At 72.3% G+C, this 21,563-nt stretch carries 23 protein-coding genes; 10 read left to right on the top strand and 13 right to left on the bottom strand.

All coding sequences use genetic code 11. The annotated features are described in order from the left end of the window. Nucleotides 1-19: 19 nt before the first annotated feature. A complete protein-coding gene (locus ABT403_RS08840; protein ID WP_344164388.1) occupies nt 20-1,405 on the bottom strand; it encodes an APC family permease in 1,386 nt (461 codons plus the stop codon). A gap of 86 nt (nt 1,406-1,491) precedes the next feature. Between ABT403_RS08840 and ABT403_RS08845 the strand changes: the two genes are divergently transcribed. Beyond that, the gene (locus ABT403_RS08845; RefSeq protein WP_344164391.1) at nt 1,492-2,499 is read left to right on the top strand and encodes a 4-hydroxy-3-methylbut-2-enyl diphosphate reductase; all 1,008 of its coding nucleotides are present in this window, start codon (nt 1,492-1,494) and stop codon (nt 2,497-2,499) included. A 32-nt stretch (nt 2,500-2,531) separates the two neighbouring features. Next, a complete protein-coding gene (gene ppgK, locus ABT403_RS08850; protein WP_344164394.1) occupies nt 2,532-3,281 on the top strand; it encodes a polyphosphate--glucose phosphotransferase in 750 nt (249 codons plus the stop codon). Between the two features lie 4 nt (nt 3,282-3,285). Here ppgK and ABT403_RS08855 read toward each other — a convergent pair whose 3' ends face one another. Further along, nucleotides 3,286-3,861: a DUF6542 domain-containing protein gene (locus ABT403_RS08855; RefSeq protein ID WP_425580251.1), complete on the bottom strand. Its 576-nt coding sequence runs from the start codon at nt 3,859-3,861 to the stop codon at nt 3,286-3,288. Between the two features lie 150 nt (nt 3,862-4,011). Here ABT403_RS08855 and ychF point away from each other — a divergent pair, with 150 nt between their 5' ends. Then, nucleotides 4,012-5,100: a redox-regulated ATPase YchF gene (gene ychF / locus ABT403_RS08860; RefSeq protein ID WP_344164397.1), complete on the top strand. Its 1,089-nt coding sequence runs from the start codon at nt 4,012-4,014 to the stop codon at nt 5,098-5,100. Nucleotides 5,101-5,181: 81 nt separating this feature from the next. Here ychF and ABT403_RS08865 read toward each other — a convergent pair whose 3' ends face one another. From ABT403_RS08865 to ABT403_RS08900, 8 genes are all read right to left on the bottom strand, one after another. Then, nucleotides 5,182-5,445 (bottom strand): type II toxin-antitoxin system RelE family toxin, encoded by a 264-nt coding sequence (locus ABT403_RS08865; RefSeq protein WP_344164400.1) that lies wholly within the window; start codon nt 5,443-5,445, stop codon nt 5,182-5,184. After that, on the bottom strand, nt 5,438-5,707 hold the full coding sequence (locus ABT403_RS08870; protein ID WP_344164403.1) for a type II toxin-antitoxin system Phd/YefM family antitoxin: 270 nt from the start codon (nt 5,705-5,707) through the stop codon (nt 5,438-5,440). The genes ABT403_RS08865 and ABT403_RS08870 overlap by 8 nt, the downstream gene beginning before the upstream one ends. 216 nt (nt 5,708-5,923) lie before the next feature. Continuing rightward, nucleotides 5,924-6,112, bottom strand: a complete 189-nt coding sequence (locus tag ABT403_RS08875) for a hypothetical protein (protein ID WP_344164406.1) — start codon at nt 6,110-6,112, stop codon at nt 5,924-5,926. A 190-nt stretch (nt 6,113-6,302) separates the two neighbouring features. Further along, on the bottom strand, nt 6,303-6,932 hold the full coding sequence (locus tag ABT403_RS08880) for a DUF6000 family protein (protein WP_344164409.1): 630 nt from the start codon (nt 6,930-6,932) through the stop codon (nt 6,303-6,305). Between the two features lie 2 nt (nt 6,933-6,934). Continuing rightward, a complete protein-coding gene (locus tag ABT403_RS08885) occupies nt 6,935-7,666 on the bottom strand; it encodes a HEAT repeat domain-containing protein (protein WP_344164412.1) in 732 nt (243 codons plus the stop codon). After that, nucleotides 7,663-8,049 (bottom strand): CPCC family cysteine-rich protein, encoded by a 387-nt coding sequence (locus tag ABT403_RS08890; RefSeq protein WP_344164415.1) that lies wholly within the window; start codon nt 8,047-8,049, stop codon nt 7,663-7,665. The genes ABT403_RS08885 and ABT403_RS08890 overlap by 4 nt, the downstream gene beginning before the upstream one ends. Before the next feature lie 282 nt (nt 8,050-8,331). Next, nucleotides 8,332-9,528, bottom strand: a complete 1,197-nt coding sequence (locus tag ABT403_RS08895) for a hypothetical protein (protein WP_344164418.1) — start codon at nt 9,526-9,528, stop codon at nt 8,332-8,334. A gap of 55 nt (nt 9,529-9,583) precedes the next feature. Continuing rightward, on the bottom strand, nt 9,584-10,555 hold the full coding sequence (locus ABT403_RS08900) for an SMP-30/gluconolactonase/LRE family protein (RefSeq protein WP_344164421.1): 972 nt from the start codon (nt 10,553-10,555) through the stop codon (nt 9,584-9,586). 100 nt (nt 10,556-10,655) lie between these two features. Between ABT403_RS08900 and ABT403_RS08905 the strand changes: the two genes are divergently transcribed. From ABT403_RS08905 to ABT403_RS08920, 4 genes are all read left to right on the top strand, one after another. After that, the gene (locus tag ABT403_RS08905; RefSeq protein ID WP_344164424.1) at nt 10,656-11,093 is read left to right on the top strand and encodes a MarR family winged helix-turn-helix transcriptional regulator; all 438 of its coding nucleotides are present in this window, start codon (nt 10,656-10,658) and stop codon (nt 11,091-11,093) included. A gap of 152 nt (nt 11,094-11,245) precedes the next feature. Next, nucleotides 11,246-12,379, top strand: a complete 1,134-nt coding sequence (locus tag ABT403_RS08910) for an alpha/beta hydrolase (RefSeq protein WP_344164427.1) — start codon at nt 11,246-11,248, stop codon at nt 12,377-12,379. Between the two features lie 199 nt (nt 12,380-12,578). After that, the gene (locus ABT403_RS08915) at nt 12,579-13,670 is read left to right on the top strand and encodes an alpha/beta hydrolase (protein WP_344164430.1); all 1,092 of its coding nucleotides are present in this window, start codon (nt 12,579-12,581) and stop codon (nt 13,668-13,670) included. Next, nucleotides 13,667-14,455 (top strand): trypsin-like serine peptidase, encoded by a 789-nt coding sequence (locus tag ABT403_RS08920; protein ID WP_344164433.1) that lies wholly within the window; start codon nt 13,667-13,669, stop codon nt 14,453-14,455. Before ABT403_RS08915 ends, ABT403_RS08920 begins: the two co-directional genes overlap by 4 nt. A 31-nt stretch (nt 14,456-14,486) precedes the next feature. On the opposite strand, the gene ABT403_RS08925 is transcribed toward ABT403_RS08920, so the two are convergent. From ABT403_RS08925 to ABT403_RS08935, 3 genes are all read right to left on the bottom strand, one after another. Then, entirely contained in the window at nt 14,487-15,428 is a 942-nt protein-coding gene (locus tag ABT403_RS08925; RefSeq protein ID WP_344164436.1) for an EamA family transporter, read from the bottom strand. 44 nt (nt 15,429-15,472) lie between these two features. Continuing rightward, the gene (locus ABT403_RS08930) at nt 15,473-16,282 is read right to left on the bottom strand and encodes an isocitrate lyase/PEP mutase family protein (RefSeq protein WP_344164439.1); all 810 of its coding nucleotides are present in this window, start codon (nt 16,280-16,282) and stop codon (nt 15,473-15,475) included. Nucleotides 16,283-16,349: 67 nt separating this feature from the next. Further along, complete coding sequence (locus tag ABT403_RS08935; protein WP_344164442.1) at nt 16,350-17,462, bottom strand: pyridoxal-phosphate dependent enzyme; 1,113 nt, start codon at nt 17,460-17,462, stop codon at nt 16,350-16,352. A 220-nt stretch (nt 17,463-17,682) separates the two neighbouring features. Here ABT403_RS08935 and ABT403_RS08940 point away from each other — a divergent pair, with 220 nt between their 5' ends. From ABT403_RS08940 to ABT403_RS08950, 3 genes are all read left to right on the top strand, one after another. Next, on the top strand, nt 17,683-19,254 hold the full coding sequence (locus ABT403_RS08940; protein WP_344164445.1) for a S8 family peptidase: 1,572 nt from the start codon (nt 17,683-17,685) through the stop codon (nt 19,252-19,254). Nucleotides 19,255-19,419: 165 nt separating this feature from the next. Next, entirely contained in the window at nt 19,420-20,559 is a 1,140-nt protein-coding gene (locus ABT403_RS08945) for a DUF4190 domain-containing protein (RefSeq protein ID WP_344164448.1), read from the top strand. A 138-nt stretch (nt 20,560-20,697) separates the two neighbouring features. Beyond that, nucleotides 20,698-21,450: a GntR family transcriptional regulator gene (locus tag ABT403_RS08950; protein WP_344164451.1), complete on the top strand. Its 753-nt coding sequence runs from the start codon at nt 20,698-20,700 to the stop codon at nt 21,448-21,450. The last annotated feature ends 113 nt before the right edge of the window (nt 21,451-21,563 follow it).

Raw genomic sequence — 21,563 nt, forward strand, 5'->3', positions numbered from 1 at the left:
CGGCGCCGCTGACAGGGGCTCAGGCCCCGGGCGGGGTGTCGGGTCCCGTACGGGCCCCCGTCCGGCCCCGCTGGAAGAACAGCACCCCCAGCCCCACCGCCAGCCACAGCACCCCCACCGCCTGCGCCGCCGGGGAGGCCTCCACGATCACCGCGACCGTCACCGCCGCCCCCAGCACCGGCGCCACCAGGTGCCTGCCCCAGCTCGGCGGCCCCTCCATGCGCCGCACCACGAACCAGCCCACCACCGACGCGTGCAACAGGGTGAACGCCACCAGCGCCCCCACGTCCACCACCGAGACCAGATGGTCCAGCCCGTCGTCGCGCCGGGCCGCCCACACCGCCGCCACCAGCGTCACCGCCGCCGCCACCAGCAGCGCCACCCTCGGCGTACCCCCCGAGGTCCGGGCCAGGACCCCGGGCAGCCGCCGCTCCCGGGCCATCGCGAACAGCAGCCGCCCCGCCGCCGCCTGCCCCGCCAGCGCCGCGAACGCCGCCCCCACCGCCTTGCTCACCGCCACCAGATCGTGCAGCCAGCCCCCCACCGACGCCTCGACCGCCGTATAGAACGCCGGCCCCTGCAACGCCGGATCCGCCGCCAGCTCCGCCGCCGGGAACGGGGCCAGCAGCGCCGCCAGATACGTCTGCGCCACGAACAGCACCCCCGTCAGCCCCAGGCAGAACAGCACCGCCCGGGCCACCCGCGCACCGCCCCCCGTCACCTCCTCCGCGAACGAGGCGATCGCGTCGAAGCCCAGGTACGACAGCACCGCCACCGACACCGCCCCCACCACCGCCGCCGTCGAGAACCCCGCCGAACCGTCACCCGTCAGCGGCGACAGCCACCCGCGCCGCGCCCCGTCCCGTACCAGCACCGTCACCGCCGACACCAGGAACACCAGCAGGACCGCGATCTCCATCGCCAGCACCGCGAACCCCACCCGCGCGGCCGCCCGCACCCCCCACAGGTTCAGCAGGGTCGTCACCACCACGGCCAGCGCCGTCCACACCCACCGCGAGACCTGTGGCACCAGCGCGTTCATCGCGATCCCCGAGAACAGGTACGCCACCGCCGGGATCAGCAGGTAGTCCAGCGCCGCCATCCACCCGGCGATCATCCCCGGCCCCTCGCCCAGCCCCTTGCGGGCGTAGGTGAACACCGACCCCGCCTGCGGGGCCACCCGCACCATCTGCGCGTACGAGAACGCCGTGAACCCCATCGCCCCCGTCGCGACCAGGTAGACCAGCGCCACCGCCCCGTGCGACTTCGCGTCCAGCGTGCCGAAGACCCCGACCGGCGCCATGGGGGCGATGAACAGCAGCCCGTAGACCACCAGGTCCCGGAAGCCCAGGTTCCGCCGCAGTGCGGGGCGCGCGGCCGTACCGGGATCCACAGCGGCTGCCATCGTTCCTCCGGGGGGCGGTGAGGACGGACGTTCGACCCAGTCTCTGCCGGACGGGGGACCTCCGGCCTCCTGGAGCCCCCCGTACGATGGAGCGTATGACTGCCCCCGCACCCGCCTCCCGCCGCGTCCTGCTCGCCGCCCCGCGCGGTTACTGCGCGGGAGTGGACCGCGCCGTGATCGCCGTCGAGAAGGCCCTCGAACAGTACGGCGCCCCGGTCTACGTCCGCCACGAGATCGTGCACAACAAGTACGTCGTCCAGACGCTGCAGAAGAAGGGCGCCATTTTCGTCGAGAAGACGGAGGAGGTCCCCCCGGGCAACATCGTCATGTTCTCCGCGCACGGCGTGGCCCCCGTGGTGCACGAGGAGGCGGCGCGCGGCCGGCTCGCGACGATCGACGCGACCTGCCCGCTGGTCACCAAGGTCCACAAGGAAGCGATCCGCTACGCCAACGAGGACTTCGACATCCTCCTCATCGGCCACGAGGGCCACGAGGAGGTCATCGGCACCTCCGGTGAGGCCCCCGACCACATCACCATCGTCGACGGCCCCGACGACGTGGCCAAGGTCGAGGTCCGCGACGAGTCCAAGGTCGTCTGGCTCTCCCAGACCACCCTCTCCGTCGACGAGACGATGGAGACGGTCGACGCGCTGAAGACCAAGTTCCCGCTGCTCGTCTCCCCGCCCAGCGACGACATCTGCTACGCCACCTCCAACCGCCAGGCCGCCGTCAAGGCGATGGGCGCCGACGCCGACCTGGTCATCGTCGTCGGCTCCAAGAACTCCTCGAACTCCATCCGCCTCGTCGAGGTCGCCCTGGACGCCGGCGCCCGCGCCGCGCACCTGGTCGACTTCGCCAGCGAGATCGACGAGGCCTGGCTGGAGGGCGTCACCACCGTCGGCCTGACCTCGGGCGCCTCCGTGCCGGAGGTCCTCGTCGAAGAGGTCCTGGAGTGGCTGGCCGCGCGCGGCTTCGCCGACGTGGAGATCGTCAAGACGGCCGAGGAGTCCATCGTCTTCTCGCTCCCCAAGGAGCTGCGCCGGGACCTGCGCACCGAGGCCGCCGAACTGGTGGCCGGAGCCTCCGACGAGTAGCCCGCACGGCGGCACCTTCGTACGGTGAGTCCATGCAGATCTTCGGTGTGGACATCGGCGGTACGGGGATCAAGGGCGCTCCCGTGGACCTGGACCGCGGCGAGCCGGCGCAGGAGCGCCACAAGGTACTGACACCACATCCGGCCACCCCCGAGGGGGTGGCCGGAGGCGTCGTCGAGGTCGTCCGGAACTTCTCCTGGGACGGCCCGGTCGGCGTCACCTTCCCCGGGGTGGTCACCCACGGCGTGACCCGGACCGCCGCCAACGTCGACAAGGCCTGGATCGGCCTCGACGCGGCGGCCCTGCTGACCGAACGGCTCGGCGGCCGCCAGGTCACCGTCCTCAACGACGCCGACGCGGCCGGCATCGCCGAGATGACGTACGGGGCGGGGCGCGGGGTGCCCGGCACGGTCGTCCTGCTCACCCTGGGCACCGGCATCGGCAGCGCCCTCTTCCGCGACGGCCGGCTCGTGCCCAACACCGAGCTGGGCCACCTGGAGCTCAAGGGCCACGACGCGGAGACCCGGGCCTCGGTGAAGGCCAAGGAGGACGGGGACCTCAGCTGGGAGCGCTGGGCGCGCCGGCTGGACAAGTACCTGGCGCACGTGGAGATGCTCTTCTCCCCGGACCTCTTCATCCTCGGCGGCGGCGTCAGCCGCAAGCCGGACAAGTTCGTCCCCCTGCTGGAGAACGTCCGGGCGCCGATCGTCCCCGCGAAGCTCCAGAACAACGCGGGCATCGTCGGCGCGGCGATGGCGGCGCGCGACGGCCTCACCCGCTGACCGGTCAGTAGGCGGCGCTGCTCCGGCCGGCGCTCCGGCTCCGGCTCCCGCCGCCGCTCCCGCCGGTCCTTCCGGTCCTTCCGGCCCCGCCGGCCCCGCCGGTCCCGCCTGCGGTCCGCCGGGCCGCGGCGGCCCGGCGGCGCCCGCTCAGCGCGGCCCGCCGCACCAGCGCGATCAGCCCCGCCACCAGCGTCCCCGCGTACAGCCACCCGGCGTGCAGGGACAGCGCCGACACCACCCCCATGAGCTCACCGCCGAAGCCGCCGGAGCCCCCGGAGACGGGCCACACCCCGGCCGCGAAGGCGATCGGCACGGACACCGGCGCGGTGATCAGGTCGGCCGGCCGCACCCACAGGGCGGTGGCGGCGGCCACGGGCAGGAAGAGCAGCCCGTACGCGAACAGGGAGGAGTCGAAGAGCAGCCAGCACACCCCGGCCACCAGCAGCATCGCCGCACAGGCGAACAGCCCGCCGCCGAGCCCGGTCAGCCGCGGCCGCGGCATCCGCCGGCCGGCCGGCGCGGGGGGTCGGGGGCGCCGCCCCGCCTGGGCGGGCACCTGCGGGTGACGTACCGAACGCATCCTGTATCGCTCCACCCCACCAACCTAGGCGCGACCCCCCGCCCAGCCCGCCCGGACACGCGTACAACCATGTGCGCTCATCGGGAAAGTAAACTGTCAGACGGCCCAGTCCGGGCCGCCGCCCCCACTCAGCTACGGGAAGTCGCCAACGTGTCGCTCACGATCGGAATCGTCGGTCTGCCGAATGTCGGCAAGTCGACCCTGTTCAACGCCCTGACCAAGAACGACGTACTGGCGGCCAACTACCCGTTCGCCACCATCGAGCCGAACATCGGCGTCGTCGGCGTCCCGGACCAGCGCCTCGGCGTCCTGGCCGGGATCTTCGGCTCCCAGCGGATCCTCCCCGCCACGGTCGACTTCGTCGACATCGCCGGCATCGTGCGCGGCGCCTCGGAGGGCGAGGGCCTGGGCAACAAGTTCCTCGCGAACATCCGCGAGTCGGACGCGATCTGCCAGGTCATCCGCGCCTTCAAGGACGAGAACGTCGTCCACGTCGACGGCAAGGTCTCGCCCAAGGACGACATCGAGACGATCAACACCGAGCTGATCCTCGCCGACCTCCAGTCCATCGAGAAGGCCGTCCCCCGCCTGACGAAGGAGTCCCGCCTCCAGAAGGACAAGGTCGCGGTCCTGGCGGCGGCCGAGAAGGCCCAGAAGATCCTGGAGAACGGCGACACCCTCTTCTCCCAGGGCATCACCAAGGGCACCGAGCAGGGCGACCTCCTGCACGAGCTGCACCTGCTCACCACGAAGCCGTTCCTCTACGTCTTCAACGTCGACGAGGACGAGCTGACGGACGAGGCCTTCAAGGCCGAGCAGTCCGCCCTGGTCGCCCCGGCGGAGGCCATCTTCCTCAACGCCAAGCTGGAGGCGGACCTCGCCGAGCTCGACGACGAGGAAGCCCTGGAGCTCCTCCAGTCGGTCGGCCAGGACGAGCCCGGCCTGGCCACCCTCGGCCGCGTCGGCTTCGCCACCCTGGGCCTCCAGACCTACCTGACGGCCGGCCCGAAGGAAACCCGCGCCTGGACCATCAAGCAGGGCGCCACCGCCCCCGAGGCGGCCGGCGTGATCCACACCGACTTCCAGCGCGGCTTCATCAAGGCGGAGGTCATCTCCTTCGCGGACCTGGTCGAATGCGGCTCGGTCGCGGAAGCCCGCGCGAAGGGCAAGGCCCGCATGGAGGGCAAGGACTACGTCATGCAGGACGGCGACGTGGTCGAGTTCCGCTTCAACGTGTAGCCGCCGCGTCACCACGCAGGCCGGAAGGGGTCGGGCTCCCGTGAGCCCGGCCCCTTCGGCGTTCCCGGGACGACGTGGCGATCAGGTCTCGTAGACCCTGGAACGGTGCCCGACGTGTACCACCCACACCACGAGCTCCCCGTTCTCGGCGGTGTAGACGACGCGATGGTCGCCGACCCGCAGGCGGCGGCGCTCAGGCTGGGATACGAGAGCGGTGGTGTTGAAGCCGAAAGGGTCGGTCTCCAGCTCTGTCAGTCTGGCCAGGATGCGCAGCGCCATGTCGCGGGGGATCTTCCGGAGCTCGGCCTGCGCCTCGGGGCGGAAGAGGGTTCGGTACTCACTCACCGCGCGCCAGCGTCTCCCTCATGATGTCCTCGATCGGGATGCCGCGTGCGGGGTTGGCCAGGCGCTCGTCGATGATCCGGTTGATCTCGCGCTCTTCCCACTCCTGGTACTTGCGCAGAACCTCGATGGAGACGACGGCGGCGACTTCCTTGCCTCGGCGAGTGATCACCGTGGGCACGTCGTCGCGGTCCGCGCGCTCCACGACCTCCGCCAGATGGGCGCGCACATCGCGAATGGACTCTATGGGCAGCGGCTGCGTCATGCGCTCAAGCGTACCGAGTGTCCCATGTGTACACAATGTCTTCGGTGGGCGGCCTGCCTTCGAGGCGGACGCGCGTGCTGGATGTGCTGGATGAGTCCGCACCGTGCTGGATGGGTGCTGGATCACCACTTCCAGAACCACGTTTTCGCAGGTCATTCTTGCGGTCCGCGCAGAGTCCGCAGCGTGCTGACTTCGGTCAGCGCGCGGGGGGAGCGGCTACGCCGCTTCGTCGACCTGTAGCTGAGCATCGGCGGACTGGTCCACGTCCGCCTTGTCGACGGCGGCCCGGGTCCGCTCCTCGGAGTCGGGCCACAGATGGGGGCAGATGTTCAGCGTCATGGCCGCGTTGGTGTGGTTGAGGCGCTCGGAGAGCGTCTTCACGAACTCGCCGTGCTTGATCAGCATGCTGGCGTAGTAATGCCGAAGGGCGTGGGGTCCGGTGCCCTTCGTAGATGTCCGCCCCTCGTCGCTCACCCCTGTCGGCGAGCATCTGCGGGCGCGACGGGCTGTGCTTGGCTGACAGGCGACGGGGCGGAGACTCGCGCACCTCTGGTGCGGCCCTGCCCCAGCACGCTCGGGGGCCGATGCACCCCGATTACGGGCGGGACCAGCCGTTGGCGAAGGCGCAGTGGAGGTCCGTCCATCGGCGCAGCTCGGCGGGGGTGTGGCTGGGGTAGCCGAGGCGTCCCACGCCCTTGCCCCAGTGGTCCCAGAGGCCGTCGGGCTCCGTGAAGCGGTTGGCGTGGTTGGTGCCGAGGCGGGCGTCGAGGTGGAGGAGGGCGCCAAGTGCGTCGGGCTGGTCGTAGTGCAGGTCGGTGCGGGGGAGGTAGCGGTCGAGGTAGGTAGTCAGGATCTCGGCGTCCGCGTGCGTGCCGAAGCGGGCCAAGGCGAAGCAGTAGGCGCCGCCGGAGTAGCAGACCTCGCTGGCCAGGAGCAGGTTGCCGATGCGCTTGCGGAACGATTCACGGCGATCGACACCGATCAGCCAGGCGGCTGTGAGGCGCGAGCGCCATTCGTAGGCGAGTAGGGCTTCCAGTTCGGCGTCGGTGATGGTGGCGGCGTCGTCGATCAGGTGGCGGGCGAAGCGTTTGGCGTGCGGCCACCCCGGCCGCAGGACGCGCGCGCTGTTCAGTTCGAGGTAGCGCGGGTGGTCCGAGTCCTTCCTCGTGACGTAGCGCTCGATCACGTAGCCGTAGCCGGTTTTCTTGGGGTGCTGGGATGGCATCGTCACCTCTCCGGGTACAGGTCGGTACGGTCGATCCAGCTGGGGGCGACGAAGATGTTGTCGCCGGTGGGGGCTTCGGAGGCTTCCAGTAGGGACCAGGTGCGGGACTCCTCGACCAGGTGCTCCCAGGGCGCGGTCCAGTCGAGTTCCCAGTCCAGAGCAGTGCCGGAGATGCCGTACGTGCGGCCAGCGTCCACCCGCCAGAACTGGGAGTAGAGGATCACCTGGGCGTGGCCGGCAAGGTCGTCGATGATCTCCGTGAAGTGGGCCGAGGGCCAGCCAGGGGCGTCGTCCGCAGCGATGGCGCGTAGGCGCGCGGTGAGCGGCGGGACGACAGGAGTGCGGGCACCGAGTTCGGTCAGGGCCCAGCGGATGCCGTCGGGCTCGGTCCAGTCCGGCGGGGTGGCCCGTTCCAGGCAGGCGCGGTAGGCGCGACGGAGGGGCTCGACTGCGCCCTCGATCTCCAGGCTCGCCAGGGCGATCGCAGCCCACTCGCGGACGGTCGGGTTGCCGCTGTCCAGCAGTCCGATGAGCGCGGGGCCGCAGCGGGGGTCGCCCACCTGCTGGAAGACCTCGATGGCGGTCAGCTGGCCGAAGCCGCCGAGGGAGGGCAGGCCGTCGATGATGGCGGGGGTGGCGGCGGAGCCGAGCCAGATCAGTTCCGCGCGGGTGTCGTAGGACACGCCGGCATCGCCGTCGAGCTGCTGGACGAGTCGCTCGATGTGGGAGGTCATGACGTCGGATGGTCGCGGCGCCAGAAGGTGGGGAGCCACCAGCAGAGCACCGAGCGGTCGTCGGGCCACGGGGTGCGTTCGTCCGCGTCCCAGTCCTCGAAGGAGTCGCGGGTCGGGTCGATGGGGCGCCAGGCGGGGTCGAGCGGCTCGTCCGCGGCCGGAGGGCGAACGTACTGCCGGCCGTGCTGGTCGCAGGCGCCGAAGTCCTGGTAGTTGAGCTGGGCCTCGATCAGGGAGACCTTGTTCGCTCCGCCGTCCATGGTCGGCCAGCGGAACTGGACCCCGTCGTCCTCCCAGAAGCAGACGGGGCAGATCTCGTAGGAGCCGGGCATGGCGTCGAGCACGCGGTGCCCGCAGCAGGGACAGGGGTAGCGGTCGCTCACCTGCGCAGTCTCGTGGGAGGTCCGGCCGGTGCGCCATGGATTTCTCTGCCTCGGCACCCGCAGCCAGTCCGCAGGACACTCGTAAACGGCCTTCGGGAGCCAACGCATGCCCAACGAGGAAATCCCAGGTCAAGGCCCTGTGTAGGGCTACGCCACAGGTCAGGATCAGCCCGCAGACATTCCGCTTCAACGTGTAGCCGCCGCGTCACCACGCAGGCCGGAAGGGGTCGGGCTCCCGTGAGCCCGGCCCCTTCCGCGTTCCCGTGCCGACGTGGTGCCTGCTCAGGCCGAGGGGCGGGCGGGTTCGAGCATTGGGTCGAAGGCGGGGTCCTCGTCGCCCGGTACGTGGGGGAGGAAGCCGTCCGGGACGGTGCGGGCGGCCGTGGTGAGCAGGCGGGCCAGGACGTCCGCGTCCGTGGCCGGGGGGAGGCGGAGTGCGGCCAGGAGGCGGGCGGCGACGGTGGCGTGGTCCGGGTTGTCCTCCAGGTAGTCGGCGTTGAGGGCCGGGGGCCGGAACCCGGCCAGGGCGTCGTGCCAGGACGGCAGGACGATGGCCAGGGTCAGCGCCTCGGCCAGGGACTCGGCGATGAGGGTGGCCCTGCCCTCCGAGTCGGTGTAGAGGACGGGGCGGGGGCCGCCGGGGGTGGCCGGGCCGCAGAGGTAGTGGGTGCCGCCCGCGTTGCAGCCGGCCACGGGCTCCACCGGCAGACCGGCCGGCAGCGCGATCGCCGGCTCGATGGGGTCGGTGAGGGTGAGGTCGAACTCGCCGTCGCAGGCGAGGTACGCGTGGACCTCGGGGTTCGCGGCGATCCGGCCGAGCAGGGCCTCGTCAGAGAGGGCGTCCGGGTTGAGGGCGCGGGCGGTTTCGGGGGTGAGGGGGTGGCCCGCGAGGACGTGGCGGATGACCTCGATCGGGACGGGGCGCCCGTACTCGTCCTCGAAGTGGGCCTGGACGGCCTCCGGGGAGCGGTCGGTGAGGAGGCGGAAGAGGTGCCCGGAGCCGTCCGGGTCCGGGCTGCCGGCGGGGAACTCGATGCCCGTGCCGGCGCGCCAGGCGGTGTCGCCGCTCTCCCGCCAGAGGCAGGCGGTGACCCGCGGCACGTCGATGTCCTCGTCGCGGAAGGCGGGTTCGTCCAGGAGCGGGCGCAGGGCGGCGGGCACGTCGTCGATGCCACCGGGCCAGACCTGCTCGTCGTCCGTGGCGTACGGACTCATCCGCGACTCGTGGTCGAAGCCGCGGACGAGCACGCCCGCCGGGGTGAACAGGACGGAGAACTCGTCCCCCGAGCCGTTCACCATCAGGGCCGCCTCCCCGGCCGGGCCCCGGTCGGCGGAGAAGGCGGAGAAGGCGGAGAAGGAGTAGCGGGCGGACCGTGGATCACGGGACATGGCCTCGTCCAGTACCGCCAGCGCACGCAGGTGAGCGCGCAGCAGGTCGGGGTCCGGGAGGAGGGCGGCGGTCGTGTGCACGGTGTTCATGGCCCCATGGAAACAGCCGCCACTGACACCGCCCGGGCGGATGCGAGGGCCCGGGCTACAGACCCCGCACCGCGGCGATCGTGAAGGTGGTCGGGGTGCCCGTCGACGGGGTCATCGGGCCGCCCTTGTCGAACTGGGAGCGGACCACCAGGGTGCGGGTCGGGGTGTGGGTCAGGGTGGTGGGGATCTGGAGGGACGGGTCCGTCAGGGTGTGGAGCAGGCGGGCCCGGGTGCCGTCCGGGGTGAGCTGCCAGCGGGTCAGGGTGTTGCTGACGTTGTGGGCCACCCGGAGGGTGCCGCCGGGGGAGAGGTCGAGGCCGTCGGCGGCCTTGAGGTCGCCGCCCGTGAGGGTGACCCGGCTGAGGGCGCCCGTGGCGAGGTCGACGCGGTGGAGCTCCCCGGCGGTCATGTCCACCGCCAGGAGGTAGCGGCCCGCCGCGTCGGAGGTGATGCCGTTCAGGGTGAACTTGCCGGGCGGCGGCGGGGTGACCTGCCCGCTCAGGTCGTAGGCCGCCGTCAGGGTGCCCGAGCCGGCGCGCAGCTGGGCCGGGGTGACGCGGTAGATCACCGCGCGGACGCTGTCCGTCAGGTACGCGGTGCCGTCCGGGGTGATGGTCAGGTCGTTGACGAAGTGCGGGATGGCGGGGTCCACCTCGAAGTGGGCCAGGCGGGTGCCCGTCGCCGGGTCGTACACCGCGACCCCGGCCGTGGAGTCGGTGACCCACAGGCGGCCCCGCGCGTCGACGTGCAGGCCGTTGGCCGTGTGCCGGCCGTCGGTGCCGGAGGGCAGGAACACCTCGGCGCTGCGGGCGCCGGGGCGGGCGCGGTAGACGGTGCCGTCCGCGTACGAGCCCACGTACACGGTGCCGGTGCGGGCGTCGGCGGCTATGCCCTCGGGGTACACCTTCGCGCCGGGCAGGGTGAACGCCGTCGACACGCGGGCGGGAGCCGGGGCGGCGCCGGTGGTGAGGGCGGTGGTCAGGGCCAGCAGGGCGGCTACGGGCACGGCGTACGACAGCTTGCGCATGGGTGTGTCCTTCTTGGTAGGTGAGTTCGAAGAGTAATAAGAGGTCTAATGGTTGGCAAGGTTCGAAGGGGGAGGAGTGGTGGGGCCCTAAGATGCCGTCATGACCTCCATGCCCCCCGAGGAGCGCATCGGCTCGCACGTCAAGCGCGCCGAGCAGGCGCTCATCGCGGCGAAGACCACCGCCTGCAAGCCGGCCGCAGTAACGGTTCCGCAGTACGCGGCCCTGCTCTGGCTCGCCGAGAAGCCGGGCATCTCCGCCGCGGCCCTCGCCCGGCTCTGCGGGGTCACCGCGCCGACGATGAACACCGTGCTGAAGAACCTCCACGAGCGCGGGTTCGTCGAGCGGACCCCGCACGAGTGGCACCGCAACGTGCTGGAGACCCGCCTCACGGCCGAGGGGCGCGCCGCGATGGAGCTCGCGGACGCGGGCGCCGTGCGGGTGGAGCGGGCGCTCGCCGACGCGTTCACGCCGGAGGAGCGCGAGCGGCTCGTCGCCCTGCTGGGGCGGTGCGCGGAGGTGCTCGACGCGCTGAAGTGAGCGGGTCGGGGCAAGCCGAAACCTGAAGTTCAGGGCAAGTTTTTGCAGGGATTTGGAACTATCCGCAGAATTCGCTCATCAGGACTAACCAAGGGGATGTCCGTTGAGCTGCCCCCGACCCTGGGCAGCCGAGACCGTTCGGAGCGAAGTTCGTGGATCAGCACCCTCAGCAGTCGTCCGGCCGCGCGCCCGAGCCGGCGGCGGGCCGCGGGAGGTCACGGCGCGCGCTGTGGATCAGCGCGGGCGTCGTCGGCGCACTGGTCCTCGGCGGCGGGGGTTTCGCCGCCTACGAGAACGAGTGGTTCGACGGGAACGGCCAGGCCGTGAGCTTCGGCAAGAACCATCCGCCGGCCGCCCCCGCGGACGGCGGCTCCCCGAAGAAGGGCGCGAGCCCCTCCGCCTCGCCCACCCCCACCGGCGACCCGGACGTGCAGCTGCCCGCCGGCCCCAAGTCGGACTTCAAGCAGACCACCAAGCTCGACGACGGCACGATCATCGCCAAGACCCGCCTCGCCGGCGCCAAGTCGGGCTTCGAGGGGGACGTCTGGGTCTGGGCCCCCAAGGAGTACGACGACCCGAAGTACGCCAAGAGCGCCTTCCCGGTCCTCATCGCCCTCCCGGGCGGCAACGGCTTCCCCGCCAACTACTGGTCCGACCGCAGCCTCGGCCTCCAGAAGGCCATCAGCGAGGGCGTCCAGGCCGGGACCAGCCTGCCCTTCGTCGTGATCATGCCGGTGCTCAACCCGGACAACAAGTACTACTACGACGGCGCCGACATACCCGGCCAGCCCAAGATGGGCACCTGGATCGCGGAGGACGTCCCGGACTTCGCCCGCGCCAATTTCCGTACGTACAAGTCCCGCGACGGCTGGGCCTTCATGGGCTCCTCCTCCGGAGCCTTCGTCGGCATGAAGACGCTCCTGCAGTACCCGGACCGCTTCAAGGCCGTGATCGCCAGCGGCGGCGAGATCGTCCCGGACTCCCCGCTCTGGAAGGGCCACCAGGCGGAGATGGACGCGAACAACCCCGAGAAGCTCGCCGACAAGCTGATCCAGGCGGGCGGCCCGGACGTCTACATCAACTTCCAGATCGGCACCAAGGAGTCCGGCAAGGACCGGATGACGAAGTTCGTCCAGCAGTACGGCAAGGGCCCCGTCAAGACGACCATCCGGGACATCCAGAACGGCGAGCACAACGGCTGGCACTACGTGCGGGGCATGAAGGAGGGCTCGCTCGAGTGGATCAGCAAGGTGCTCAAGGGCCCGAAGCCCGAGCCCACCGGCTGAGCCGCCCGCCCGCCCGCCGGCCGAGCCGCCCACAGGCCGAGCCGCCCACCGCACGGCGTCCGCCACGTGGCCCTCGCCACGTCGCCCCGGTCCCAGGCAACCCCTACGGTCGTTGACACCTCTGTAGAAGCGAAAAGGGGGACCTATCGGTCCGACCCGCGCCCAACCAGGGCGCCGGAGAAGGAACGGGAACGAATCCGTGCAGTATGACCAGCAAGGCGGTGACGGCGGCCCCGCGACCGGGGGCGGCCGCCGCCCCGGGCGCCGCCCGAGCAAGCGCCAGATCCTCATCGGCGGAGGCCTCGCCCTCCTCCTCGCCGCCGGGGCCGGAGCGGCGTACGAGTTCGGCCTCTTCTCGGACATGGGGGACCCGGTCTCCTTCGGGAAGATCCAGGAGTCCGCCGCCGCCGAGGACATCCGCCCGGGGGTGCTGATGCCCACCGGCCCCAAGTCGGACTTCGTGCGCACCAGCCGTCTCGCGGACGGCACGCAGATCGCGATGACCACCCTGACCGGCAGGAAGTCCGGTTTCACGGGCGACGTGTGGGTGTGGGTCCCCAAGGAGTACGACGACCCGAGGTACGCCAAGAGCGGCTTCCCGGTCCTGATCTCCCTGCCCGGCGGCCGCGGCTACCCCAAGAACTACTGGGGCACGGGCCCCGGCCTCGGCCTCCAGCAGGCCGTGATCGACGGGGTCAAGAAGGGCACCAGCCTGCCCTTCATCCTGGTCATGCCGGTGATCAACGCCGACACCAAGCACCACTACGACGGCTCCGACATCCCCGGAGAGCCCAAGATGGGCACCTGGATGGCCGATGACGTCCCGGATTTCGCGCGGGCCAATTTCCGCACCTTCACCTCCCGCGACGGCTGGGCCTTCATGGGCTCCTCCTCGGGCGGCTTCGGCGCCTTCAAGGACGTCCTGAAGTTCCCCGACCGCTTTAAGGCGGTCATCGCCAGCGGCGTCGACTTCGTCCCCGACTCCCCGCTGTGGAAGGGGAACCGGCAGGCGATGGACGAGAACAACCCCGAGAAGCTCGCCGAGAAGCTCATCAGGGAGGGTGGACCCGACGTCTACATCAACTTCCAGATCGGCACCAAGGAGAGCGGCCGGGACCTGGCCGAGAAGTTCATGAAGGAGTACGGCAGGGGCCCCGTGCACACCCGGCTCCAGGTGATCCAGGATGGTGAGCACAACGGAAAATCGTACGTACGTGGCATGAGGGAGGGCTCCCTGGAGTGGATCAGCAAGGTGATGCAGGCACCGACCCCCGATCCCGGCGTGCGATGAGCCCCGTGGTGAAGGGGGCGACCGCGCTGGCGGCCGCGGGGATCGTGGCGGCGTGCGCCGCCGTCCTCCTCGGGGCGTCCGGCGAGCAGCCGGTGCACCCCTTCCCCACCGTCGGCGTGCTCATGGCCAACGGCGAGCACTGGTGCACGGCGAGCGTGGTCGACAGCCCCAAGGGCAACGTCGTCGCGACCGCCGCGCACTGCGTCGCCCCGGCCGGCGAGGACGGAAGGCCCGGCGAGGTGGCGCACGACGGGCTCGCCATCGGCGAGCTCTCCTTCGCCCCCGCCTTCTCCGGCGAGGGCGCGGGCAACCGTCCCCTCGGGGTGTGGAAGGTCCGCTCCATCCACGTGGACGAGCGCTGGACGAAGTGGGGCGACGAGACCGCCGACTTCGCCTTCCTCACCGTCGAACCGGACGGGCAGGGGCGCAGCCTCCAGCAGCGCGTCGGGCACGGTGAGGCGCCCAGGCCGGACTGGACCTCCGGGTACGAGCGCGAGGTCACCGTCGTCGGCTACCCCGAGTCCGACCACAACCCGCAGAACAAGCCGGTCTCCTGCACCACCCAGACCCGTCACGACACCGACGACCCGGACATGCTGTACATCAGCTGCGCCGGCTTCTGGACGGGCACCAGCGGCAGCCCCTGGATCGCCGACCGCGGCGGCACGGGCCAGCCGGGACGCCTCATCGGGGTGCTCAGCGGCGGGGACACCGACGTGGACTCCACGGCGGCCCTGTACGACGAGCGGGCCAAGGCCCTCTACGAGGCCGCCGCCCGGGGCTGAGCCGCCGGCGGCGCCACCCCGGGCGGCGGCGCTACTTCCGCCGCTCGGTGCTGACGATCACGCCCACCCCCGCCACCACGACCGCGCCGCCGAGCACGATCGGCAGGGTCAGCGCCTCGTCCAGGATCAGCGCGCCCAGCACCACGGCCACCACCGGATTGACGTACGCGTACGTGGACACCAGCGACAGCGGGGCCGCCTGGAGCAGCCACGCGTACGCGGTGAACCCGACCACCGAGCCGATCAGCACCAGGTAGCCCAGGGCCAGCCAGGAGGCGGTGGAGAAGGAGGCCGGGTCCAGGCCCTGCTGCTCGCCGCGCGCCAGCCCGACGAGCACCCCGGCGAGCCCGCCCCACACCATCTGGTACGCGCTGCCGGTGAAGGGGTTGCCCGGCAGCGGCAGCCGCCCCGCCGAGAAGGAGCCCAGCGACCAGGCGAGCGAGCCGGCCAGGACCAGCAGCACGCCCGACAGCCGGACCTCCCCGCTCAGCCCCGGGCTGGTCAGCACCGCCAGACCCGCGAGCCCCACCAGCACCCCGGCCAGGGTGCGCCCGGGCGGCCGGTCCCCGGTGGCCGCCCGCAGCACCACCACCCACATCGGCACCGCCGCCACCAGCAGTGCCGCCAGGCCCGAGGGCACCGAGGTCTCGGCCAGCACGACCAGGCCGTTGCCGCCGAGCACCAGCAGCAGGCCCACCACCAGCGTCGAGCCGAGCTGCGCCCGGGTGACGCGCAGCGCGGAGGGCCCGTACCGCCAGGCGACGATGCCGGCCAGGACCAGCCCGGCGGTGATGAAGCGGGCACCGGCGGAGAGGAACGGCGGCATGGTCTGCACGACGATCCGGATGCCGAGGTAGGTCGAGCCCCAGACGACGTACACGAGGGCGAGGGCGGTCCAGACGGCTCCGCTGGTCCTGCGGCGGGGGGCGCCGGCCTCCGCCGTCTCCGGCTCCGCCGGTATCGAGGTGCTCATGACCGGATCCTATGGTCGGTGCCTCATGCACGCTTCTCGGTATCTCACCTCTTGAGCAGGGCGTTCACCTCGCCGTACGGGAGGGCGCCGGCGAGCGAGCCGTAGGTGCCGCCGGTGAGCAGCTCCTCGGTGGCGCGGCGGGCGACGGCGTACGCGGCCTCCGCCACCCAGGACCCGAGGCTGACGCGGGCCACGCCGAGGGCGCCGAGCTCGGCGACGGAGGGGGCGCCGGGGCCGACGAGGACGTTGAGCGGGGCGTCGATGCCCTTGGCGAGCTCCGCGATCACGGCGGGGTCGGTGACCCCGGGCACGAAGACGCCGCTGGCGCCGGCGGCGAGGTAGGCGGAGGCCCGGGCGAGGGTCTCGTCGACGCGGGTCGCGCTCTCCCCGAGGCCGAAGAGGTACGTGTCCACGCGGGCGTTGATGTACAGCGGGACCCCGGCGGCGCCGGCGGCGGCCCGGGCGGCGGCCAGGCGCTCCGCCTGCTCGGCGGGGTCCCGGGTGCCGTCCTCGATGTTGACGCCGACCGCGCCGGCGGCGAGGACGCCGGCGACGGTCTCCCCGACCCCGGCGGCATCGGCCGCGAAGCCGCCCTCGATGTCGGCGGTGACCGGGACGGAGACGGCGGAGGCGACGCGGGCGATCAGGTCCAGGGCCCGGTCCCGGGCGAGGGCGTCGCCGTCGGGCGAACCGAGCGACCAGGCGACCCCGGCACTGGTGGTGGCCACGGCCGGGGCGCCGGCGGCCTCGACGATGCGGGCACTGGCGACGTCCCAGGCGTTGGCGAGGGCGAGGGGGGTGGTGGGGGTGTGCAGGGCAGTGAAGGCGGCGGCCTTCTCAAGTGCGGTGGTCATGGGGTCAGTTCAGCAGAACCCGGTGGATCCGGCTGGCGGTTTTCCGACGTGGACGCGGACGGCGGGACTACGGCGCCAGACCGGACTTGGCGCCGGCTCCGCACAGGGGGAGGACCGTCGTGCGGCCGCGCAGGAGGTCGGACGGGGCGCCGGGGCCCACCGCCGCCCAGCACGCGGCAGCGGTCGGCTCGACGAACAGGCCCCGGCGGGCCAGGTCCCGCTGGGCCTCCCGGACGCGGGCGTCGGGGACCGTCAGGATCGTGCCGCCCGACGCGCGGACCGCCGCCAGGATCTGGCGGGCCCGCGGCGGCGCCGGGATCGCGATGCCCTCCGCGAGGGTCGGCCGTTCCTCCACCGGCCGCGCCTCCTGCGCCCCCGCGGCGAACGCCGCCGCCAGCGGCGCCACCGCCTCCGCCTGCACCCCGACCAGCACCGGCGCCCGTACCCCGCGCCGGGCGAGCTCCGCCGCCGCCAGCGCCGCGCCCAGCAGCAGCGTGCCGTTGCCGACGGGGACGACGAGCACCTCGGGGAGCCGGCCGCCCAGGGCCTCCCAGACCTCGTACACGTACGTCTTCGTGCCGTGCAGGAAGTAGGGGTTGAAGACGTGGCTCGCGTAGAAGACGCCCGGCCCGTCCGCCGCCGCCCGGGCGGCCTCCGCGGCGGCCTCGCGGCCGCCCGGCACGGTCCGTACCGTCGCCCCGTGCGCCCGCATCGGCCCGGTCTTCTTCTCCGAGGTCCCCTCGGGCACGAAAACTTCACAACGCAGCCCGGCCCGCGCGCAGTACGCCGCCACCGAGGTCCCCGCGTTCCCGCTGCTGTCCGCGACCACCCGCTCCGGGCCCAGCCGCCGGGCCAGCTCGGCGAGCATCACCGCGCCCCGGTCCTTGAAGGACAGCGTGGGCATCAGGAAGTCGAGCTTGGCGTGAATCCGCTCCCCGAGCGGGATCAGCGGGGTGTGCCCCTCGGAGAGGGTGACCGAGAACGCCCCCGGCAGCGGCAGCGCCGGCGCGTACCGCCACAGCGAGTGCGGGCCCGCCGCCGGGTCCAGCGCGATGGCCGGATCGGGCGTGAAGTCGAGGTCCCAGGGGCCGCCGCAGACCGGGCAGGACCAGGGGGCGGTCCGGACGTCCGCGCGCGTGCCGTCCTCGGGGCAGAGGTAACCAGGAAGTGCGTGCGTCATGTGCGGAGCACCTTTGCTCTTTCATGGCCGTGGTATGGCACGGATGTTACGCGTCCGTGGGGCTCTTGTGGGATGACGCACGGGTGGGTCAACCTTTTTGCGGCGACGGCCCGTTGGGCGTTTCTGATTGACATGCACATGGCATCTTCGCCATGCCGTGCGCCCTTCGCCGCCCGCCCGACCCCCACGCAGCGCACCGCCGATGAGGAGGACCCCTCACATGTCCGTGATGCGTCACACCCGCCGGAAGACAGCCGGCATCAGCGCGATAGCCGCCGCGGCCCTCGCCCTCACCGCGGCCGCCGCCCTGCCCGCCTCGGCGGCAGGCGGCGGCCCGCAGGGCGTCATCGAGAACGCGGGCGTCGCCGGGTCCGTGCCCGGCAGCTACATCGTGACCCTGAAGGACTCCGCCGCCCGCTCCACCGCCGACAGCGGCAAGGCCGTCGCCAAGCGGTACGGCGCGAGGATCGACCGGACCTACAGCGCCGCCCTCAACGGCTACTCCGTCGAGGTCTCCGAGGCGCAGGCGAGGAAGCTCGCGGCCGACCCGGCCGTCGCCTCGGTCGTACAGAACCGTATCTTCACCGTCGACGCCACCCAGCCCAGCCCGCCGTCCTGGGGCCTGGACCGCATCGACCAGCGCGCCCTCCCCCTCGACCAGAGCTACACCTACCCGGACAAGGCCGGAGAGGGGGTGACCGCGTACATCATCGACACCGGCGTCCGGATCACCCACCAGGACCTGGCCGGCCGCGCCTCCTACGGCTACGACGCCATCGACAACGACAACACCGCCCAGGACGGCCACGGCCACGGCACGCACGTCGCCGGGACCGTCGCGGGCAGCAGCTACGGCGTCGCCAAGAAGGCGAAGATCGTCGGCGTCCGCGTGCTCGACAACAACGGCTCCGGCACCACCGCCCAGGTGGTCGCGGGCATCGACTGGGTGACCCGCAACGCCGTGAAGCCCGCCGTGGCCAACATGTCGCTCGGCGGCGGGGCCGACTCGGCGCTCGACACCGCCGTGCGCAACTCCATCGCGTCCGGGATCACCTACGGCGTCGCGGCCGGCAACGAGTCCACCGACGCCTCGACCAAGTCCCCGGCGCGCGTGGCCGAGGCCATCACCGTCGGCGCGACCACCAGCACCGACGCCAAGGCGAGCTACTCCAACTACGGCTCGGTCCTGGACGTCTTCGCGCCGGGCTCCTCCATCACCTCCTCGTGGGGCACGGGCGACACCGCGACGAACACCATCTCCGGTACGTCGATGGCCACCCCGCACGTCGTGGGCGCGGCCGCCCTCTACCTCTCGCAGAACCCGTCGAGCACCCCGGCGCAGGTCCGTGACGGCCTGGTCGCGGCGGCCACCCCGAACGTGGTGACGGGCCCCGGCACCGGATCGCCCAACCGCCTGCTGAACGTGGGCGCCGGCACCACCCCGCCGAGCGGCCCGCGCTTCGAGAACACCGCCGACTACGCGATCAACGACAACGCGACGGTCGAGTCCCCGATCACCGTCAGCGGGGTCTCCGGCAACGCCCCGGCGGCGCTGGGCGTGTCGGTGGACATCAAGCACACCTACATCGGCGACCTGAAGGTCGACCTGGTCGCACCCGACGGGACGCTCTACAACCTGCACAACCGCACCGGCGGGAGCGCGGACGACATCGTCAAGACCGTCACGGTCAACGCCTCCTCCGAGGTGGCCAACGGCGTCTGGAAGCTGCGGGTGAACGACAACGCGGCCGCCGACACCGGCAAGATCGACTCCTGGGCGCTGCAGTTCTGACCCGCCCGGGCCACAGGGGCGTGACACCGGGCGGGACCGCCCGGTGAAAGCGGGGGCGACCGATCACCGGGTCGCCCCCGCTGCGTACTATTTCGGGCAGCCGTTCGCGTGAGGTCGTGCGCGCGCAGCCGTTTCGAGCCCCCCTGTGATGGAGCACCTCACGCTGTGAGCACCCCGCAACCGCCCCGCCCCGACGGTCCCGGCCACTCCTGGCCGCCGCCGTCGCCGCAGCCGGGGTGGGGGCCGCCGCCCGGGCAGCCCGGGCCGCCCCCGCTCAACGGGTTCGCCCTCGCCTCGCTGCTGGTCGGGCTGCTCTGCTTCCCGCCGCTCGGGGTCGTCTTCGGCCTGGTCGCGCTGGTGCAGACCGGGCGCAGGGGGGAGCGGGGCCGGGCGCTGGCGGTCGTCGGCCTGGTGGTCTCCCTGGTGATGTCGGCCGTACTGCTGTACGGCCTGACGAGCTACACCCGGCCCTTCCTGGAGCACCTGGGCTCGCGGCCCGAGCCGGAGCAGGTCGAGGGCCAGCTGACCGACATGGACCGGCTGCGGGCGGGCGACTGCTTCAACGTCCCCGGCGGGGACCTGCTCGCCGAGACCCCCTTCACCTACCGGACCGACTGCGCGCAGGTGCACGACGCCGAGGTGACCTCCGCGGTGACGCTCGGCCCCGGCGGCTTCCCGGGCGCCTCGAAGCTCAAGGACACTGCCACGCAGACGTGCTGGAAGGCGCAGGACGCGTACGCGATGGACGCGTGGGCGCTGCCCGACTACGCGGAGATGTACTACTTCGCGCCGACCCGGGAGTCCTGGCGGGCGGGCGACCGCCGGCTCTTGTGCGTGATCGGCACCTCGGGGGAGGAGCACCGGGGGAGCCTGCGCAAGGACGCGGGGATGCTGACGCCCGAGCAGGTCACCCTCCTGGGCGCCCTGAACGCGGCGGAGGGCGCGCTGGGGCGCGCCCCGGAGCGGGAGCTGGACGAGGCGCTGCCGGAGTACCGCACCTGGGCGCGGGAGGTGGACGAGGCGCTGGGCGCGCAGGAGCGCGTACTGCGGGACGCCGAGGCCGCGCATCCGGAGGCGGGGGTCCGGCTGAAGGAGCTGGCGGCGGCGCGCGTGGCGTGGCAGCGGGCGGCGCGGGCGGTGCGGCCGTCCGATTTCCGGCAGGCGTGGGACGCGGCGGCGGACGCGCTGACGACGGAGTCGGAGAAGGCGCTGCGGGGGGCCTACGGTTTGTCGACGCGGGTTCCCGAGTGGCTGCGGGGGGCCCAGGCGGGGCCGGGGCGCGGGCCCTCGTCCGGCGCGGCCTGAGGCCTTTGGAGGTAACGCCCGGTAACGGGTTTGAGTGACCAGGCTTCATCACATCGGGTGAAACTCTGGCCCGCACTTGCACAGCTCAACAGTGGGTTGCCAGGGTGTAGCTGTCTGTCAACCTGATGGGAGTGGCCAGTGACTTTCGGTGAGCAGCCGGCCTATCTTCGCGTCGCCGGGGATCTGCGACGGAAGATCGTCGATGGGTCCCTGCCCCCGCACACCCGGCTCCCTTCGCAGGCCCGGATCCGCGAGGAGTACGGCGTCTCCGACACCGTCGCGCTGGAGGCGCGCAAGGTCCTCATGGCGGAGGGCCTGGTCGAGGGCCGTTCCGGGTCCGGTACGTACGTGCGCGAGCAGCCGGTCCCGCGCCGGGTCGCCCGCTCCGGCTACCGCACGGGAGGCGCGTCGACGCCGTTCCGGCAGGAGCAGGCGGAGTCCGGCGCGCACGGCACCTGGGAGTCCAGCAGCGAGCAGGCGCCGGCGCCGGCGGACATCGCGAAGCGGCTGGGCATCGAGCCGGGGGACCGGGTCATGCGGACCCGGTACGTCTTCCGTGACGCGGGCGAGGCGATGATGCTCTCCACCTCCTGGGAGCCGCTCTCCGTGACCGGCCGGACCCCGGTGATGCTGCCGGAGGAGGGGCCGCTGGGCGGCTCGGGGGTGGTCGACCGGATGGCCGCGATCGACGTGGTCGTGGACAACGTGGTCGAGGAGGTCGGCGCGCGGCCGGGGCTGGCGGAGGAGAACATGACGCTCGGCGGGGTGCCGGGCCACGTGGTGCTGGTGGTGACGCGGACGTACTACGCGTCGGGGCGGGCCGTGGAGACGGCCGATGTGGTCGTCCCGGCCGACCGCTACCGGCTCTCGTACCACCTGCCCGTGCGCTGACCGGGGGTTCTCAGGCGCCGCCGGGGCTCGGAAGGGGAGTTCCGGCGGCGCTTTCGCACGCCTGGCCGGATGCGTACGCCCCCCAGGTACCTCTTCGTGAAAACCCGTATCCG

Origin of the sequence: Streptomyces sp. NPDC000075, from assembly GCF_040301925.1 — a bacterium.
In the GTDB taxonomy this organism is placed as follows: domain Bacteria; phylum Actinomycetota; class Actinomycetes; order Streptomycetales; family Streptomycetaceae; genus Streptomyces; species Streptomyces polychromogenes.

Excerpts from the sequence above, each read along its gene's own strand:
- ABT403_RS08925 (WP_344164436.1), bottom strand. The coding sequence starts at position 15,428 with ATGAGCACCTCGATACCGGCGGAGCCGGAGACGGCGGAGGCCGGCGCC.
- ppgK (WP_344164394.1), top strand. The coding sequence starts at position 2,532 with ATGCAGATCTTCGGTGTGGACATCGGCGGTACGGGGATCAAGGGCGCT.
- ABT403_RS08870 (WP_344164403.1), bottom strand. The coding sequence starts at position 5,707 with ATGACGCAGCCGCTGCCCATAGAGTCCATTCGCGATGTGCGCGCCCAT.
- ABT403_RS08875 (WP_344164406.1), bottom strand. The coding sequence starts at position 6,112 with ATGCTGATCAAGCACGGCGAGTTCGTGAAGACGCTCTCCGAGCGCCTC.
- ABT403_RS08840 (WP_344164388.1), bottom strand. The coding sequence starts at position 1,405 with ATGGCAGCCGCTGTGGATCCCGGTACGGCCGCGCGCCCCGCACTGCGG.
- ABT403_RS08930 (WP_344164439.1), bottom strand. The coding sequence starts at position 16,282 with ATGACCACCGCACTTGAGAAGGCCGCCGCCTTCACTGCCCTGCACACC.
- ABT403_RS08900 (WP_344164421.1), bottom strand. The coding sequence starts at position 10,555 with ATGCGCAAGCTGTCGTACGCCGTGCCCGTAGCCGCCCTGCTGGCCCTG.
- ABT403_RS08905 (WP_344164424.1), top strand. The coding sequence starts at position 10,656 with ATGACCTCCATGCCCCCCGAGGAGCGCATCGGCTCGCACGTCAAGCGC.
- ABT403_RS08920 (WP_344164433.1), top strand. The coding sequence starts at position 13,667 with ATGAGCCCCGTGGTGAAGGGGGCGACCGCGCTGGCGGCCGCGGGGATC.
- ABT403_RS08845 (WP_344164391.1), top strand. The coding sequence starts at position 1,492 with ATGGAGCGTATGACTGCCCCCGCACCCGCCTCCCGCCGCGTCCTGCTC.
- ABT403_RS08935 (WP_344164442.1), bottom strand. The coding sequence starts at position 17,462 with ATGACGCACGCACTTCCTGGTTACCTCTGCCCCGAGGACGGCACGCGC.
- ABT403_RS08940 (WP_344164445.1), top strand. The coding sequence starts at position 17,683 with ATGTCCGTGATGCGTCACACCCGCCGGAAGACAGCCGGCATCAGCGCG.
- ABT403_RS08885 (WP_344164412.1), bottom strand. The coding sequence starts at position 7,666 with ATGACCTCCCACATCGAGCGACTCGTCCAGCAGCTCGACGGCGATGCC.
- ABT403_RS08895 (WP_344164418.1), bottom strand. The coding sequence starts at position 9,528 with ATGAACACCGTGCACACGACCGCCGCCCTCCTCCCGGACCCCGACCTG.
- ABT403_RS08880 (WP_344164409.1), bottom strand. The coding sequence starts at position 6,932 with ATGCCATCCCAGCACCCCAAGAAAACCGGCTACGGCTACGTGATCGAG.
- ABT403_RS08855 (WP_425580251.1), bottom strand. The coding sequence starts at position 3,861 with ATGCGTTCGGTACGTCACCCGCAGGTGCCCGCCCAGGCGGGGCGGCGC.